Below are 17,179 nucleotides of genomic sequence, written 5' to 3' on the forward strand. Positions count from 1 at the left end.
AAAACAAACAGCCAATCAGGGTTTTTCTCTTTCAGGTATTCAAAGCTGATAGGCTGGCCGTGGCTGCCTTCTTTAATCGATTCATCAACAGCGGGAACGCCGATGTCTTTATGCAACCAACCGCCCAAACGTGAGGAAGGGCCGAAAGCCGACATCTTACCGCCGTTGACCAATACCACCAAACCCTTGCCCTTGCCTTGCGCAGCAGTTTTCGCCGCATCAAACGAAGCATCGATTTCCGCTTTCAGCTTGTCCGCTTCAGCCTGTTTGCCGAAGATTTGCGCCAGCGCGTCGATGCGCTCTTTGGAACTTTCTTTCAGATTGGCGGTTTCGGCGGTCATTTCGATGGTCGGCGCGATCTCGTTCAACTTATCAAACGCTTTGGCTGCACGGCTGCCGATGATAATGAGCTGCGGTTTGTAAGCGTTTAAGGCTTCGTAGTCAGGCTCAAACAGCGTGCCGGCAGGTTTGGTCGTTTTGAAATATTCGTCCAAGTAGGGCAGGCGGTTTTTGTCGATGGACAAACCGGTTTTCACGCCCAGTTTGTTTAAAGTATCGAGCATGCCCAAATCGTAAACGGCGATACGTTCCGGATTTTGCGGCACTTTTGCCTCACCGCGCGCGGTTTTCACCGTCAGGCTTGCACCTTCGGTTTGGGCGGCAGAAGCGGAAGCAGTTTGGGCTTGGTTGGACGCAGAATCTTTCGGTGAACACGCACCCAAAGCAAGGGTGCAGCATACGGCTAAAGCGGTCAAACGTAACATAGGGTTTCTCCGTGGTCGGAAATAAAGTAAATAGAAATGATAACTTGTATCGGATTATAAAGCTAGATGCCGTCTGAAAACTTTTGTTTTCAGACGGCTTTCTCAAGCTGATTGCTTAGAAGCGGTAGTTCACGCTTAGGCGGACATCGCGGCCTGGTTCAGGCAGGGAATTGGCACCTGCGCGCTGGCTGTGCGGCTTGTAGTTTTTATCAAAGACATTGTTGACGGAGAAGTTGACGTTCAAGTCGTCTTTGCCTGTCGGTTTCCAGTTGGCGAAGATATCGTTGACGCCGTAGCCTGCACGGACAACATTCAGAGCCACATCAGAGCCGCGCGAGGTTGGGGCGTAGCCTGCATTTTGGACATAACGTCCGCGCCAGCCGATTTCCAGATTCGGATTGTCGAATTGGTACGACAGACCTGTTGTCCATGTACGTCCCATCGGGATGGCGGTCGTTACTTTGTCGGCGGTATCGCCGTTCAGCTTCGGTTTGCTGTAGGCTACGCCTGCACGTGCGGTCAGACCTTTCCAGCGGTAGGCGGCGTTCAGTTCGTAACCTGTGTTTTTCAGCTTGCCGCCGTTATACCAGACGTTGTTTCGTCCTTCTTGACGGATGGCCTGTACATCTTTGATTTGCTGATGGAAATAGCTGCCGGAGAGCGTCAGGGCAGAATTCCAGTGGTAGTTAAAGCCAATTTCTGCATTTCGCGAGCGTTCTGCTTTCAAGTCAGGTGATGAAATAATCGGCCTGTTGTTTGCTAAAGCTGCTTCGTACAGGCGGGGGCTGCGGGTTGCATAGTTCAGGCTGGTGTTGATGGAAAAATCAGGGGTAATGTCATAAACCAACCCGATGCTTGGATTGAGGTTGCCGTCTGAATTTTCTGTATTACTGCTGGTTTTCATTTTCCAACGGTCATAGCGCAAACCTGTGGTCAGTGTAACCGGTGAGAAATCCCAAATGCCTTCTAGATATACGCCGGCATCGCTTTTCTTCTCGCTGTTTTCTCCTTTTGAGCTGCTTTTTTGAGTGCGCCAGTTTACTCCGTATTTCAAGGTATGGCGATCAAATAGACGGCTGTCGAGATTGAGGTTGGCTCCGTATGTCCGTACTTCGCCGTCCAATTCATAATCTGGACTGGGGACTTCATCACGTTTGGTATTCAAACGGTAAACATTGGCTTTGATTTTGTCAATAAAGCCCAAGTTTCCGCCTTTGAATTCCAAGTTGGTGGTGTCTTGGGTCAGTGTGCGGTAACGCGGCGAGTTGGTGGCGACATTCGGAATACGGTTGCCGTTGGCATCCAAAACGTATTGACCCGTACGGCGGTCGGTTTGGAATACTTGCGAGAAATCGAACTCTTCGCGCAGGGCGCGTTCCCCATATTGCTTCTCTTGGCGGTGGCTTAATTCAATACGGTTGTCCTCGTTGAAACGATAGCCGATTTTGCCCAGCAAACCGCGTGAACCCAATCCACTGTTTAAAACCTTATCGCTTCCGAGCAGATTACGGTAGCCTTTGCCTGCCGTGTATTCTTTGTCGCGTACGAAATTGCCTGAAACCAAAGCGTCAAAACCGCCTGCCTGACCATAAACGCTTGCGCCGCGTGAATAGCCTTTATTGCTGCTGATACCGGCATTGACTTTGAAACCGACGTTTTGACCTTCCCTCAGCAAATCTTTGGCTTCAACAGTTTCGGCAACAATCGCGCCGCTGGTTGCACCGATACCTGCGGAGGCCGAACCCGTACCTTTTTGCACGGCAACGACTTTTACCAATGCGGGGTCAAGCATAAAGCGGCCGTTGTGGTGGAAAATCTGGCTGTCGGTGTAAGTATCGTCAACTTTATAGTCTATTTGGTCTTGTCCCATACCGCGGATGGTTACCCACTGCGACTGACCGTTGCCGCCGCCGAAACTGATAGAGGGTTCGTTGAACAATACGTCTTTTAAATCAGTGGAAGTCGTTTCTTCCATACGTTTTGTCGTTACGCGATGTGTGGCGCTTGTGGCCTGACCTTTGACGGTAACGGTATCAAGCACAACGTTGTCTTTGGCTTCATTTTCTGCGTGTGCAAGACCGGCTGCCAGTGTCAGTGACAGCAGGCTCAGTCGGAACAGGGGCGTATTCATTGAGAAATGTCCTTAATAAAATGACAGTAATAAAAAAATAAAAGCAAATAAAGAGAAATTATCTTTAAAAATATGCAATTAAGAATAATCATCATTTATAATAATGCATATAAAAGAAACAGTTGTAAAGAGTTGTATTGAATTTGTTAAGGAAGTGGGTTGTTTTTAAACGAACTTTGCAGTTGGTATATCAGGCCGTCTGAAAAATATGTGATCGGGCATTTTTGCGTATGAAAATATTTGGAAAGACTGCATAGAAATTTTTACTTTTTCCCTTGAATTTGTCGCAAACAACCCAAATCTACCCGCCATTACGGCAGGCTTTCTATAAGCGTGTCGCTATTTCCAAGCAAACCGTGTCTGTCATGTCCGACAGACAATTGTTTTCAATCTATTTATTTATCGGAGCATTAAGACATGACCATCCGCCCTTTACACGACCGTGTAGTCGTCAAACGCTTAGAAGCTGAAGAAAAAACCGCCTCCGGCATCGTTTTGCCGGGTGCGGCTGCTGAAAAACCCGACATGGGCGAAGTAGTCGCCGTGGGTGCGGGCAAAATCGGTAAAGACGGCGCGCGCCGTCCGCTGGATGTCAAAGTCGGCGACAAAGTGATCTTCGGCAAATACAGCGGCCAAACTGTAAAAGCCGACGGCGAAGAGCTGTTGGTAATGCGTGAAGAAGACATCTTCGGTATCGTTGAATAATTGTTGAATTAAGTTTCAGAACCAAAGGCCGTCTGAATCAAACATGAAGTTTTCAGACAGCCTCAAACAGATTTTTAATATTGATTTGGAGAATTTAAATGGCAGCAAAAGACGTACAATTCGGCAATGAAGTTCGCCAAAAAATGGTAAACGGCGTCAATGTATTGGCAAACGCCGTACGCGTAACTTTGGGCCCTAAAGGCCGCAACGTGGTACTCGACCGCGCTTTCGGCGGCCCGCACATCACTAAAGACGGTGTGTCTGTTGCAAAAGAAATCGAATTGAAAGACAAATTCGAAAACATGGGCGCGCAAATGGTGAAAGAAGTTGCGTCCAAAACCAACGACGTAGCCGGCGACGGTACCACTACTGCAACCGTATTGGCGCAATCCATCGTTGCCGAAGGCATGAAATACGTGACCGCCGGCATGAACCCGACCGACCTGAAACGCGGTATCGACAAAGCCGTTGCCGCTTTGGTTGACGAGCTGAAAAACATCGCCAAACCTTGCGATACTTCTAAAGAAATCGCCCAAGTCGGCTCTATTTCCGCCAACTCTGACGAACAAGTCGGCGCGATTATCGCCGAAGCGATGGAAAAAGTCGGTAAAGAAGGCGTGATTACCGTTGAAGACGGCAAATCTTTGGAAAACGAGCTGGATGTGGTTGAAGGTATGCAATTCGACCGCGGCTACCTGTCTCCTTACTTCATCAACGACGCTGAAAAACAAATCGCTGCTTTGGACAATCCGTTTGTATTGTTGTTCGACAAAAAAATCAGCAATATCCGCGACCTGTTGCCTGTTTTGGAACAAGTGGCCAAAGCCAGCCGTCCGCTCTTAATTATCGCTGAAGACGTAGAAGGCGAAGCCTTGGCAACTTTGGTGGTGAACAACATCCGCGGTATTCTGAAAACCGTTGCCGTTAAAGCCCCTGGCTTCGGCGACCGCCGCAAAGCCATGTTGCAAGACATCGCCATCCTGACCGGCGGCGTGGTGATTTCCGAAGAAGTCGGCCTGTCTCTGGAAAAAGCAACTTTGGATGACTTGGGTCAAGCCAAACGCATCGAAATCGGTAAAGAAAACACCACCATCATCGACGGCTTCGGCGACGCAGCCCAAATCGAAGCGCGTGTTGCTGAAATCCGCCAACAAATCGAAACCGCAACCAGCGAATACGACAAAGAAAAACTGCAAGAGCGCGTGGCTAAATTGGCCGGCGGTGTGGCAGTGATCAAAGTCGGTGCCGCTACCGAAGTGGAAATGAAAGAGAAAAAAGACCGCGTGGAAGACGCGCTGCACGCTACCCGCGCAGCCGTTGAAGAAGGCGTGGTTGCAGGCGGCGGCGTAGCCTTGTTGCGCGCCCGTGCCGCTTTGGAAAACCTGCACACCGGCAATGCCGACCAAGACGCAGGCGTACAAATCGTATTGCGCGCCGTTGAGTCTCCTCTGCGCCAAATCGTTGCCAACGCAGGCGGCGAACCTAGCGTGGTTGTGAACAAAGTATTGGAAGGCAAAGGCAACTATGGTTACAACGCAGGTTCCGGCGAATACGGCGACATGATCGAAATGGGCGTACTCGACCCTGCCAAAGTAACCCGTTCTGCGCTGCAACACGCTGCATCTATCGCCGGCCTGATGCTGACCACAGACTGCATGATCGCTGAAATCCCTGAAGAAAAACCTGCTATGCCTGATATGGGCGGCATGGGTGGTATGGGCGGCATGATGTAAGGCCGTCTGAAACCTTCAGACAAAAAAGCAAAACCGCACGGCAAGCAGCCGTGCGGTTTTTTATTTGCCAGTGGGAAGCGTGAGATGGTGCCAGGGTAGTTGTAGAGAAATAAGGCTAGCCAGTTCCATTGAATCAGAAGCAATCAAATAAACTTCATCATCAAAAAAAGCCGTCTGAAACTTGATTTTGTGTTTCAGACGGCCTTCTTAATGATCTAAACCGTTACTTTTTGCTCGAACGGCTGTATCGGACAGCTTGAGACAAGATTTCTTCAATTTCTATCCACATAATGCCTCCTTACAGTAAACCAGGTTGACCTAAAGCCGGGTCGTTAGCTCGTGCCGCTTGGGCATCTTCGACAGTCAGTCCAAGGGCTTTGGCTACGCCTTCGCCGTATGCCGGATCGCAACGGTAGCAGTTGCGGATATGGCGGTATTTGATGAAGTCAGGCGCATCGCCCATGGCCGCGGCGGTGTTGTTAAACAAAGCCTGTTTCTGCGCGTCGTTCATCAGGTTAAACAAGGCGCGCGGTTGGCTGAAATAGTCGTCATCGTCTTGGCGGTAGTCCCAGTGCGCCGCGTCGCCGTTGATTTTCAAGGGCGGTTCGGCAAAGTCGGGCTGTTGCTGCCATTGGCCGAAGCTATTGGGTTCGTAGTGCGGCAGACTGCCATAGTTGCCGTCGGCGCGGCCTTGTCCGTCACGTTGGTTGCTGTGAACAGGGCAACGCGGGCGGTTGACGGGAATTTGGCGGAAGTTTACGCCCAAGCGGTAGCGCTGCGCGTCGGCGTAATTGAACAAACGGGCTTGCAGCATTTTGTCGGGGCTGGCGCCGATACCTGGAACCAGGTTACTCGGTGCGAAGGCGGATTGTTCCACATCGGCAAAGAAGTTTTCGGGATTGCGGTTCAACTCGAATTCGCCCACTTCAATCAGCGGATAGTCTTTTTTCGGCCAAACTTTGGTCAAATCAAACGGATGATACGGCACTTTTTCCGCGTCTGCTTCAGGCATGACTTGGATGTACATCGTCCATTTCGGAAACTCGCCGCGCTCGATGGCTTCGTACAGGTCGCGTTGATGGCTTTCGCGGTCGTCGGCAATGATTTTTGCGGCTTCTTCGTTGGTCAGGTTTTTAATACCTTGCTGGCTACGGAAGTGGAATTTCACCCAGAAACGTTCGCCCGCTTTGTTCCAGAAGCTGTAAGTATGCGAACCGAAGCCGTGCATATGGCGGTAGCTGGCGGGGATGCCGCGGTCGCTCATGACGATGGTAACTTGGTGCAGGGCTTCGGGCAACAGCGTCCAGAAGTCCCAGTTGTTCGTAGCAGAGCGCATATTGGTGCGCGGGTCGCGTTTAACCGCCTTGTTCAGGTCGGGGAATTTGCGCGGGTCGCGCAGGAAGAACACGGGCGTGTTGTTGCCGACCATATCCCAGTTGCCTTCTTCGGTATAGAACTTCAGCGCAAAGCCGCGGATGTCGCGTTCTGCATCGGCTGCGCCGCGTTCGCCTGCCACGGTGGTGAAACGGGCGAACATCTCGGTTTGCTTGCCGACTTCGCTGAAGATTTTGGCGCGGGTGTATTTTGTGATGTCGTGTGTCACGGTAAACGTACCGAACGCGCCCGAACCTTTGGCATGCATACGGCGTTCGGGGATAACTTCGCGCACGAAGTCGGCGAGTTTTTCATTCAGCCATAAGTCCTGCGCCAGCAGAGGACCGCGTGGACCGGCGGTCAGGCTGTTTTGATTGTCGGCAACGGGCGCGCCGTTGTTCATGGTCAGGTGGGTAACAGGGCATTTAGAGACGGTCATGATGATTTCCTTTGCAAAATGGTCAGTGATTTATAAAACGATTTGCCGAAAAGCATATTCGTAGCCGGTTTCTTGGTATTCATAAATTTCTTGTATCGACATTTGTTTTTCCTTTTATTTAAACTATAAAAAGAACTATACAGAAAGGCTTTGACTATTGGAACTATGACTTCAATTTAATATTGTTATTATTAATTGAGATTTTATTTTTGTTAGATTTTTATTATCGAATAAACATGTTAAACAAAAAGGTTGTCTGAAACTGTTTTCAGACGACCTTTTTGTATCTCCGTTCGCATTAAAGCTTGCGCATCATCATCATGAAATATGCGCCGCCTATGAGCGTGGCCATCATTCCGGCGGGGACTTCGTAAGGGAACATTACCTGCCTGCCCAGCCAGTCGGCCGTCATCATAACCGATGCGCCGATGAGTGCGGCGGCGGCAAGTTGCTGTTTGGGCAGGCGTGCGCCGAGCATACGAGCCAGATGCGGCGCAAGCAGTCCGACGAAGCTCAAGGGGCCGATAAGCAGTGTGGATAAGGCGGTTAACGCTGCGCTTGAGACGATCAGCACCAGCCGTGCGAGGGGGACGTTGATGCCGACGGAGCGGGCGATTGTTGCGTTCAGGCTGAGCAGTCCGAGCCAGCGTTGCAGCGTGAGGATGAGGAGGAGCGAGGCGGCGGCGAGGAGGCTGACGGTAAGGGCGGATTCGGGCGTTGCCTGATAGGTCGAACCTGACATCCACAATAAAAGCAGTTGTACGCGGAAATCGCCGGTTGCCATCCAAATGCGGATGGCGGCATCGGCGAGTGCGGCCAGCGCCATGCCGGTAAGCAGGATTTTTTCGGGAGTAAATCCGTTTTTGCGGTTGAACAGCATCAACAGCCCCAAGGATACGAGAGCGGAAACGATACCTGTCAGCCAAAACCAGCCGCTGCCCGAGGTAATGCCGAACAGCATCACTACCGACATCGCGCCGAATGCAGTTCCAGAGCTGATGCCCAAGAGTTCGGGTCCCGCCATCGGGTTTTGCGTCAGCCTTTGCAGTATGACGCCGGTCAACGCGAGCATGGTGCCGGTGGCGGCGGCGAGCAGCACGCGCGGGTAGCGGAATACGAAATATTCCGGGTCTATGGTCAGGCGCAGGGTTTCGTCATAGCGTCCGATCGTAAACGCCAATACCGATACGGCGACGGCGATAAGCAGCAGAAAACGCAAGAGGCGCGGGACGTGCGGCGCGGCGGTTGAAATATCGGAGGTCGTCTGAAACGAAGGACGCGGAGGTGCTTTCGCCGTCAGCCACAACAAAAGCGGCGCGCCGACGAGGGCAGTTACAGCGCCGGCGGGCAGATCGGTGCCGCGGTAGTGTTTCAGCAGCATCAGGCCGTTGTCCGTCAGCATCAAAAGCAGTGCGCCGACGATGAAGGAGCAAATCAGGCGCATGGACAGCGTGCGTACGCCCATTTGCCGCACCAGCGTCGCCGCCGCCAATCCGACAAAGCCCATCATGCCGACAAAGCCGACCACGCCCGCACTCAAAAATGCAGCAACCGCCAAAGACAGCAGACGGATTTTCTTCACCGGTATGCCTGCCGATTCCGCCTGCGTGTCGCCCAGGCTCATGATGTTTAACGGTTTGATTAAAAAGGCGGTAAGTATGGCGGCAACAGCAATCCGCCACAAAAGCCCCAACGTATCGCGCCAACTGTCCTGCACCAGGGAGCCGCTGCCCCACTGCATCACGCCGCGCGTCTCTTCGCTGAAAAACAGCATCACGATACCGGTGAGGGAACCCAGATACAGGCTGACCACCAAACCCGCCAGCACGACGCTGAGCGGTTGCAGGGCGCGCCGTGCCGATAGCCGCAATACCGCGCCCAAAGCCGCCGCTGCGCCGGCAAATGCCACGGCGGACGTGCCGTAGGCAAGGAAGGAAGGGGCGAACACGGTCGCCGCCACCAAAGCCGCCTGCGCGCCGCTGCTGACTGCCAGTGTACTGTCGGATGCGAGCGGATTGCGCATCAACTGCTGCATCAGCATGGTCGCCGTCGCCGTACTGCCGCCCGCGAGCAGCGCCATCGCCATGCGGGGCAGGGTGTTGTTCTGCACCATCAGTGCATCCAAAGGCAGGCTGTCGGGATGGTCAAACAGCCGCAGCCACGGCAGCGTCCATTCCAGCTTCAATATCCAAAACGCCGTCAGCGCGCACGATATTGCCAACGCGGCGGCAAGGATAGGCAGGGGTCGTCTGAAAATCTTTACCATGCGGCTTCCTTTTGTGCGGACGGGTTTTCAGACGACATCGAACGCATCAGTTGCAAAGTGAAACGCTGCATGGACGGCAGTGCGCCGTAGCTCCACGACGGCTCGAAGATGCGGCGGTTTGCAGGGCGGCAGAACGGCAGGCGTTGCCAAAGCGCGCTTTTTTCGAGCGTTGCACGTGTATTTTGAGGATGCGGTTTGACGATGATTAGCAGCGTGTCCGGCGGCAGCTTTGCCAAATCTAAAAGCGTGATGTTTTCGAAACCCCATTCGTTGCTTTTGCCCGTCCAGGCATTGTTCAGCCCCAATTTGTCGAACACGGCCTGAAACAGCGAAGTCTTGCCGTAAATCCGCAAATGCCGCCCGTCGACAAACTGCACCACCGCAAACGGGCGGCCGCGATGTGCCGAAAGCGCGGGTTTGGCGCGGGCAAACAGGTTTTCCGTACCGGCAATCAGCTTTTCGGCAGCGGCAGGGTCGCCGATAATTTTACCCAGCCTGCGTGTGGCTTCGACCGTGTGGGCATATTCGATGCCTTTTGCCGCGCCGAAATCCACTTCGCGTACCGGGGCGATTTTTTCAAACTGGGACTTGGCGGCGGCATACCAGGAAGATTGCACGAAAAAATTAGGCTTTATCTGATACAGCCGCTCCAAATTCGGCTGGAAGCGCAGCCCCGCTTCCTTGACGGCAGCGGGCAGCGGCGGATGGTTCACCCAGGTATCGTACACGCGGCGGTCGGCAACGCTGACGGGCGGATGCCCCATCGCCGTCAGTGTTTCGGCGACCGTCCAGTCCGAAGTCGCCACGCGCGGTGCGGCGGGTGCAGGCAGGGAAAACAGGAGGGCAGCGGTAAAAAACAGCCGTGCGGCAAGGCGGGGAATGTCGTCTGAAAAGCGGTGGGACATGAGCTTGGAAGGTCTTTCGGTTTTTGAATAAAGGGTCGTCTGAAACATATCGGATACAGGTATTCCACAATGGTCTGTGATGTCATCCGGTTTGGATTCGGGCGGCGGATTTTATGGTCGGAACTTATACGGCGGGACGGTTTGCCTGCGTCAAGGCAATGCCACGGGGCAGCCGTTTTCAGGATGGGCTATGATGTTCATATCGACGCTGTAAATGTCTTTCAACACTTCTGCGGTCATAATGTCGGCGGGTTTGCCCGTTTTTAATAGCCGTCCCTGTTTGAGCGCGACCAGTTCATCGCAATACTGCGCTGCCAGATTAATGTCGTGGATGACGATGATGACGCCCAAACCCAAATTGCGAGACAGCTTGCGCACCAGTGTCATCACGTCGATTTGGTGGGCGATGTCCAAAGCGGCAAGCGGTTCGTCCAGCAGCAAAAAGCGGCTTTGCTGCGCCAGGCACATCGCCAGCCAGACGCGCGAACGTTCGCCGCCCGACAGTGTATCGACGATTTGATCGGCAAATTTTTCCGTATGCGTCAGCCGCAACGCCTGTTCCACCGCCTGTCTGTCCGCATCGTTCGTGCGCCCTAAAAGCCCGCTCCAGGCATAACGCCCCATCATAACCAGCTCGCGCGCGGTCAGCGCGGTAGCGGCGGGCAGTTGCTGCGGAAGATAGGCGACTTCTTTGGCGTATGCGCGGGCGGAATAGGCGCGTATTTCTTTGTCGTTCAGCAATATCCTGCCGCCTGCGGGTTCATACTGGCGGGTGAGCAGTTTCAACAGCGTGGACTTGCCCGAGCCGTTATGACCGATGAGGCCGTACACGCGGTTAGGGGAAAAGTTGACGCTGATGTCGTGCAACAGCGAGCGGCCGGGTATGGCGAAGGTGGCGTTTTGGATTTGGAACACGTTTCAGACGACCTTTTAGTGGGTTTGACGTTATTCGGAGAAAGCGGCGGCGCAGCAAAATCCATTGCCCGTTGTCGGTGCCAATGCCGCAAAGGCGGAGTTTTACGGCGGTTGTCCGAAAGCGTAGGGCAAAGTCGGACGCCCCAGGCTCCAAGGTCGTCTGAAAACGTTTCAGACGACCTTTGGACCGTTGGAGGCCGTTTGCCGCTCGTCCCTTAAAAATCGACCGAAGCCGACAGGGTGAAGCTGCGCGGTGCGCCGGCGTTCAGGTAGCCGCTGTTAGGGTATCCACCGACGGATGCCCAGTATTTCTTGTTGGCAACATTATCGAGGCGGGCGCGGAAGGTGGCTTCGTGCCTGCCGATTTGGGTGTGGTAGCGCGCGCCGATGTCGAAGCGCGTCCAGCCGCCGACTTTAAGCGTATTGGCCGCATCGGCGTAGGAAGAACCGGTGTAAACCATGCGTCCGTCAAATGCTAAACCTTGCACTTTCGGCACTTCCCATTCCAAGCCAATGTTGGCTTGGGTTTTAGCCGCGCCGATGGTGCGTTTGCCGTCAGTTAAAGATGAGCCGGTAGATTTCTGCTTGGCATCGAGCAGGGTAATGCCGCCCAAGAGCCTCACACCTTGTGCGACTTCCCCGTAAACGGTGATTTCCGCGCCCCGGTGGCGGTCTTTGCCTTCGGAGGTGAAGCGGGCGGTGTTGTTGCTTTCGGCAACGTAAAGCGAACGCGGTTTGTCGGTGTGGAACAGGGCCAATCCCGCGCCGAAGCCGTTGGCTTCAAATTTCGTGCCGATTTCTTTTTGTTTGGAAACATAGGGTTTGAGCGATTCGCCGGTATTGCTGACGGCGTAGACCCGGCCGTTGATGGAGGCAGTCGAGCCTGCAGTCGCGCCTTGTCCCAGGCTTTCGATGTAGTTGCCGTACACCGACCAATTCGGCGTGATGCGGTACACCGCGCCGGCGGCGGGACTGAGGCGCGATTTTTTGTAATTTTCGGTTTGCGCGCCTGTATTATAGGCGTAAGCCTTGTTATGCACCTGCTGCCAGCGCGCACCGAGCATGAATTGCAGGCGTTTGTCCCAAAGGCTGAAGGTGTCACCCAAGGCGAAGCTGGTCAGGCGTGTTTTGCCGGTAACAGCAGGATTGCCCATGTCGTTGCCCGAATACAGCGGGTTGGCGGCTGCGGGTTGCGGATAGCGGGACGGGTTGTAGAGGTTGGTTGTATATTGGTTGCCCCAATCCATGATGTAAGCGTTTTTGCGCGAGGATTGGAACCGGTTGGCGGCGGCGGTCCATTCGTGCTCTACCGCGCCCGTATTGAATTTGCCGCGCAAACCGATTTCGCCCGTGTCGATTTTATCCTTACGCGCGTTGTCGAAGCGGTAAATCGATCCGTCGCCGTTGACATTGCCGACAGTCAGGTTTGCCAGAGAATTGTTTTCCTTGCTGCGGCGGAAGCCATAGGCGGCGTAGGCAGTCAGGTTGTCGTTGAAATCGTATTCGCCGCGCATTGTGCCGAACCAGTCGCGCTCGTTGGAATACGTCCACGGCTGCGCCCAGTTGGACGAGGCATCAGGCGTGGCCGGCACGGCGGTCAGGCCTGACAGGGTAACATTGGTACGCGTGGCTTTGAGCTTGTTGTCCTGCCAGCCCAAATCGGCGGACAGGCGGGCATTTTCATTGCGCCAGTCTAGGCCGACATTGACCAGGCTGAGTTTGGACTTTTCGTCGTCTATTGTGGTTTTGCCGTTATGGTGCGCCGCATTGACGCGCACGCCGAATTCCTGATTTTGTCCGAAACGGCGCGCCACGTCCGCCGCCAAACCACCGCGTTTTCCCGCGCCGTAATTGGCAGTCAGCCGATTCAATCCTTCATTGGACGCGCGTTTGGGTAATACGGATACCGTGCCGCCGATATTGTTGCCGCCCGGCGCCATGCCGTTTAAGAAGGCTGATGCACCGCGCTGGACTTCCACGCGTTCGAAAAGCTCGGTGGCGATGTATTGGCGCGGCAGGATGCCGTAAAGGCCGTTGTACATGGTATCGTCCGATTCGGCGGCAAAGCCGCGTATGAAATACGCTTCCTGAAAATTGCCGTAACCACGCGCAACGCGAACGGTCGGGTCGTTTTGCAGTACGTCGCCGACGCTGCGCGCATGTTTGTCCTGAATCAGCCTATTGGTGTAAGCAGTATTGGAGAACGGCGATTCTAGATTTTTTTTATTGCCCAAAATACCCACGCGGCTGCCGCGCGCCACCTGTCCGCCTTTAAATGCAGGAATCAAACCGCCCTTGGATGCGTCCGCGCTGGCGGTTACAGTGATGGTTTCGAGTTCGGCGATTTCTCGGTCTTGGGGTTCATCTGAGGCAAATGCCGCCGAAACGGCAAGAAGGGAGAGGCTGAGGATGCTGAGTCTGGAAGCGGGCTTAGTCATTTGTATTTTCTTTCAAAAGTCGATCGTAACGGTTAATTTTAAAAGAAAATTAATTTCATTTCAAAAAAAATAAATAAATGACAAAAGGTCGTCTGAAATTGTTTTCAGACGACCTTTTGACTGAATGGCTATCAACTTTACCGTTTACACCGCATCGTACAAACCGCGCACCACCTTGCCGATGGCGGCGATGCCTTTTTCCAGCGTTTCCGCGTCCTGCGCGATGCTCATGCGTATGCACTCGCGGGCGTGCGGGTAGTCTGTTCGCCCGGAATAATCAGCGTGCCTTCGGCTTTGAGCATTTCGTACAGAGTTTGCGATGAAACGGGCAGGTTTTCAAACCAGAGCCACAGGAAAATCGCGCCTTCGGGCTTGTGGATTTTCAACGGATATGCGTCCAGCTCGCGCTTGAGCAGCGAGACGGCAGTTTGTGCCTGATTGCGGTAAAACGGCCGGATGACGTCGTCTGAAAGCTGTTTCAGACGACTGTCCCGCAACAGCGGCGTTGCAATGGCTGCGCCGAAGCGGGTAGGCGACAGGTTCACAATCGCGTTCAGACTGCTGACGGCTTTGACGACTTCGGGCGCGGCGACGATGATGCCGGTGCGAACGCCCGGTAAGCCGACTTTGGAAAGGCTGAAGCAGAGGATTGATGTTTTCGTGCCAATTCAGCGTAACGTCGCTGTAAATGATGTTGGGGAACGGCATTCCGTAGGCGTTGTTGATAATCAGCGGAATGCCGTGTTCTTGCACCAAAGCGTCCAGCTGCGCCATTTCGCCGTCGGTCAGCATGTTGCCGGTCGGGTTGGTCGGACGCGAACAGCAAATCGCGCCGATTTTGCCTGCTTTGAGTTCGGGCAGGCTTTCCAGCGCGTCAAAGTCCACGCGGTATTTAAGAAGCCTGCTTCGCCTTAAAAAAGGCCGTCTGAAACTTTATTTTGCGTTTCAGACGGCCTTTTTTTTAGTCAAAACAAGGGATTATTTATCCAGTTTGGCTTTGCGTTCTTCCAACCAATGTTCCAAGTAGTGGATGCTGACGCCGCCTTTTTGGAAACCCGGATCGCTGAACAAGTCGCGGTGCAGCGGCGTATTGGTTTTGATGCCGGTAATCGCCAGCTCATCGAGGGCAACACGCATTTTGGCCATGGCTTGGTCGCGGTCTTTACCGACGACGCAGATTTTGCCGATCAGGCTGTCGTAGTAAGGAGGGATGCGGTAGCCTTGGTAGATGTGGCTGTCAACGCGGATGCCGAAGCCGCCGGGCAAGTGGCAGCTTTCAATCAGGCCCGGGCTTGGAATGAAGTTGTACGGGTCTTCGGCATTGATACGGCACTCAAACGCGTGGCCTTCGACTTGAATGTCTTCCTGTTTGTATTGCAAAGGCAGGCCGGATGCGATGCGTAATTGCTCTTGGACGATGTCTACGCCGGTGATGAGTTCGGTAACCGGATGCTCAACCTGAACGCGTGTGTTCATCTCGATAAAGAAGAATTCGCCGTCTTCATACAGGAATTCAAACGTACCTGCGCCGCGATAGCCGATGCGTTTGCAAGCATCGGCACAGGCTTTGCCGATTTTGGCGCGTTCTTCTTCAGTGATGAACGGGGCCGGTGCTTCCTCGATGACTTTTTGGTGGCGGCGCTGCATGGAGCAGTCGCGCTCGGCGAGGTAGATGGCGTTGCCGTGTTCGTCGGCAATCACTTGGATTTCGACGTGGCGCGGACGTTGCAGATAGCGTTCCATGTAAACCATCGGGTTGCCGAATGCCGCGCCTGCTTCGGCTTTGGTCATTTCGACAGACTGGAGGAGGTCTTCTTTTTTCTCAACGACACGCATACCGCGACCGCCGCCGCCGCCGGAGGCTTTGATAATGACGGGATAACCGACTTTATCGGCGATTTTGAGGATTTCTTCGCCGTCGTCCGGCAATGCGCCGTCAGAGCCGGGAACGCAAGGCACTCCGGCTTCGATCATGGCGTGTTTGGCGGATACTTTATCGCCCATCAGACGGATGGTGTCGGCTTTAGGGCCGATGAAGACAAAGCCGGATTGTTCGACTTGTTCGGCAAAATTGGCGTTTTCGGCGAGGAAGCCGTAGCCGGGGTGGATGCCGTCGGCTTCGGTTACTTCGGCAGCTGCGATGAGGGCGGGAATGTTGAGGTAGCTTTGTGCGGATGCGGCAGGGCCGATGCACACGGATTCGTCGGCGAGTTTGACGTGCAGGCTGTCTTTGTCGGCTTCGGAATGGACGGCGACGGTGGCGATGCCCATTTCACGGCAGGCACGCAGGACGCGCAGGGCGATTTCGCCCCGGTTAGCGATCAATACTTTTTTCAGCATGATAATCTTTCCGGATGGTTCAGACGGCCTATTGTCGGCCGCCTAATGCGTTGCGGATTTTCTGGTCGGTTTTGTATTGGCTCAAGGCGTAAACCGACCACATGGCTGCCGGTATCCAGCCAACCAGCGTACATTGCAGAATCAGACAGATGATGCCTGCAAACGGACGGCCGATGGTGAAAAACTGAAGCCATGGCAAGAAAATAGCCAAAATCAGACGCATGGTTTGTCCTTAATGAACAGAAAAAGGAATTTCAGACGGCCTTAAAGATAAAGGCCGTCTGAAAAAAACGGATTATTCAATGATGAAGAGCGGCTCGCCGTATTCGACCGGAGTACCGTTTTCAACCAGAATTTCTTTAACGACACCGGATTTCTCGGCTTCGATTTCGTTCATCAGCTTCATGGCTTCGATGATGCACAAAGTATCGCCGGCTTTGACTTGTTGGCCGACTTCGACAAAAGCGGCGGCGTTCGGGCCAGGGGCGCGGTAGAACGTACCGACCATAGGCGATTTTTGCGCGTTGGACAAATCGCGAGCGGCAGGGGCGGCAGCCGGAGCGGCTGCGGCCGGAGCAGCAGCAACAGGGGCGGCAACCGGAGCGGCTGCGGCAGGTGCCGGAGCAGCATAAATAGGCGCTGCGGCGGCAGTAGTACGCGTAATGCGGACTTTTTCTTCGCCTTCGGTAACTTCAATTTCTGCAATGCCTGATTCTTCGACCAAATCAATCAGTTTTTTTAATTTACGCAAATCCATTGCTTTTCCTTTTTAGCGCGGCATAAAGTGCATATTGGGTATGCGCCGCTGTGGTTTTAGATGATTTCCTGAGACGTCGGAAGGTAGGTTTGCCATCCGGCGTTTAAATAATGTCGGAACAGGGCGGAGCCTGAGAAATGAATCTGGTTATTTTCCCGAACTTGTCGGTAAATGTCCAGTAAAAGATAGAAAAAAGGCGTTTTTCGGCGAAAAAAGAAAGGAACGCTGATTTTCGTTAAAAAGTGATTTTTTCAAGAGCGTTTATTCTAATTTATTGGTTTTTCGACAAAACATGCCGTCTGAAAACCAACTTTGCGCGTATAATGGCGCCTGTTTTTTTTAAATTATGCACGACAATGGATATTTCCGATTTTGATTTTGAATTGCCCGAAAAACTGATTGCCCAGCATCC

General features: G+C 53.5%; 12 protein-coding genes and 1 pseudogene. 2 read left to right on the forward strand and 11 right to left on the reverse strand.

What is annotated here, in order from left to right:
• The coding region (locus Q1M25_RS02745; protein ID WP_300481525.1) for a siderophore ABC transporter substrate-binding protein at nucleotides 1–764 on the reverse strand (764 nt) is incomplete at its 3' end.
• Between the two features lie 115 nt (nucleotides 765–879).
• Nucleotides 880–2,895, reverse strand: a complete 2,016-nt coding sequence (locus Q1M25_RS02750) for a TonB-dependent receptor (protein ID WP_300481527.1) — start codon at nucleotides 2,893–2,895, stop codon at nucleotides 880–882.
• A 417-nt stretch (nucleotides 2,896–3,312) separates the two neighbouring features.
• Between Q1M25_RS02750 and groES the strand changes: the two genes are divergently transcribed.
• Nucleotides 3,313–3,600 (forward strand): co-chaperone GroES, encoded by a 288-nt coding sequence (groES, locus tag Q1M25_RS02755; RefSeq protein ID WP_004520984.1) that lies wholly within the window; start codon nucleotides 3,313–3,315, stop codon nucleotides 3,598–3,600.
• 98 nt (nucleotides 3,601–3,698) lie between these two features.
• Nucleotides 3,699–5,333: a chaperonin GroEL gene (groL, locus tag Q1M25_RS02760; RefSeq protein WP_049322649.1), complete on the forward strand. Its 1,635-nt coding sequence runs from the start codon at nucleotides 3,699–3,701 to the stop codon at nucleotides 5,331–5,333.
• A gap of 298 nt (nucleotides 5,334–5,631) precedes the next feature.
• Here the strand turns inward: groL and katA are convergent, their stop codons facing one another.
• From katA to accB, 9 genes and pseudogenes are all read right to left on the reverse strand, one after another.
• Nucleotides 5,632–7,146, reverse strand: coding sequence for a catalase KatA (katA, locus tag Q1M25_RS02765; protein WP_300481534.1), 1,515 nt, complete (start codon nucleotides 7,144–7,146; stop codon nucleotides 5,632–5,634).
• 298 nt (nucleotides 7,147–7,444) lie between these two features.
• The gene (fhuB, locus tag Q1M25_RS02770; RefSeq protein ID WP_300481537.1) at nucleotides 7,445–9,412 is read right to left on the reverse strand and encodes a Fe(3+)-hydroxamate ABC transporter permease FhuB; all 1,968 of its coding nucleotides are present in this window, start codon (nucleotides 9,410–9,412) and stop codon (nucleotides 7,445–7,447) included.
• Nucleotides 9,406–10,317, reverse strand: coding sequence for an ABC transporter substrate-binding protein (locus tag Q1M25_RS02775; RefSeq protein ID WP_300481540.1), 912 nt, complete (start codon nucleotides 10,315–10,317; stop codon nucleotides 9,406–9,408). The genes fhuB and Q1M25_RS02775 overlap by 7 nt, the downstream gene beginning before the upstream one ends.
• 150 nt (nucleotides 10,318–10,467) lie before the next feature.
• Nucleotides 10,468–11,232, reverse strand: a complete 765-nt coding sequence (locus tag Q1M25_RS02780) for an ABC transporter ATP-binding protein (RefSeq protein WP_070829688.1) — start codon at nucleotides 11,230–11,232, stop codon at nucleotides 10,468–10,470.
• A 215-nt stretch (nucleotides 11,233–11,447) separates the two neighbouring features.
• The gene (locus Q1M25_RS02785; RefSeq protein WP_300481545.1) at nucleotides 11,448–13,670 is read right to left on the reverse strand and encodes a TonB-dependent receptor; all 2,223 of its coding nucleotides are present in this window, start codon (nucleotides 13,668–13,670) and stop codon (nucleotides 11,448–11,450) included.
• Nucleotides 13,671–13,814: 144 nt separating this feature from the next.
• Nucleotides 13,815–14,564: pseudogene (locus Q1M25_RS02790) on the reverse strand (aminotransferase class I/II-fold pyridoxal phosphate-dependent enzyme); the annotation flags it as partial.
• Between the two features lie 84 nt (nucleotides 14,565–14,648).
• Nucleotides 14,649–16,010: an acetyl-CoA carboxylase biotin carboxylase subunit gene (gene accC, locus Q1M25_RS02795; protein ID WP_150537155.1), complete on the reverse strand. Its 1,362-nt coding sequence runs from the start codon at nucleotides 16,008–16,010 to the stop codon at nucleotides 14,649–14,651.
• 28 nt (nucleotides 16,011–16,038) lie between these two features.
• Nucleotides 16,039–16,233, reverse strand: a complete 195-nt coding sequence (locus tag Q1M25_RS02800) for a YqaE/Pmp3 family membrane protein (RefSeq protein WP_039862547.1) — start codon at nucleotides 16,231–16,233, stop codon at nucleotides 16,039–16,041.
• Nucleotides 16,234–16,305: 72 nt separating this feature from the next.
• The gene (gene accB / locus Q1M25_RS02805; RefSeq protein ID WP_049333622.1) at nucleotides 16,306–16,767 is read right to left on the reverse strand and encodes an acetyl-CoA carboxylase biotin carboxyl carrier protein; all 462 of its coding nucleotides are present in this window, start codon (nucleotides 16,765–16,767) and stop codon (nucleotides 16,306–16,308) included.
• Between the last annotated feature and the right edge of the window lie 412 nt (nucleotides 16,768–17,179).

The sequence above is a fragment of the uncultured Neisseria sp. genome (assembly GCF_951230505.1).
Classification (GTDB): Bacteria; Pseudomonadota; Gammaproteobacteria; order Burkholderiales; family Neisseriaceae; genus Neisseria.

Coding starts and splice junctions, on each gene's coding strand:
- Q1M25_RS02750 (WP_300481527.1), bottom strand. CDS start 2,895: ATGAATACGCCCCTGTTCCGACTGAGCCTGCTGTCACTGACACTGGCA.
- groES (WP_004520984.1), top strand. CDS start 3,313: ATGACCATCCGCCCTTTACACGACCGTGTAGTCGTCAAACGCTTAGAA.
- groL (WP_049322649.1), top strand. CDS start 3,699: ATGGCAGCAAAAGACGTACAATTCGGCAATGAAGTTCGCCAAAAAATG.
- katA (WP_300481534.1), bottom strand. CDS start 7,146: ATGACCGTCTCTAAATGCCCTGTTACCCACCTGACCATGAACAACGGC.
- fhuB (WP_300481537.1), bottom strand. CDS start 9,412: ATGGTAAAGATTTTCAGACGACCCCTGCCTATCCTTGCCGCCGCGTTG.
- Q1M25_RS02775 (WP_300481540.1), bottom strand. CDS start 10,317: ATGTCCCACCGCTTTTCAGACGACATTCCCCGCCTTGCCGCACGGCTG.
- Q1M25_RS02785 (WP_300481545.1), bottom strand. CDS start 13,670: ATGACTAAGCCCGCTTCCAGACTCAGCATCCTCAGCCTCTCCCTTCTT.
- accC (WP_150537155.1), bottom strand. CDS start 16,010: ATGCTGAAAAAAGTATTGATCGCTAACCGGGGCGAAATCGCCCTGCGC.
- Q1M25_RS02800 (WP_039862547.1), bottom strand. CDS start 16,233: ATGCGTCTGATTTTGGCTATTTTCTTGCCATGGCTTCAGTTTTTCACC.
- accB (WP_049333622.1), bottom strand. CDS start 16,767: ATGGATTTGCGTAAATTAAAAAAACTGATTGATTTGGTCGAAGAATCA.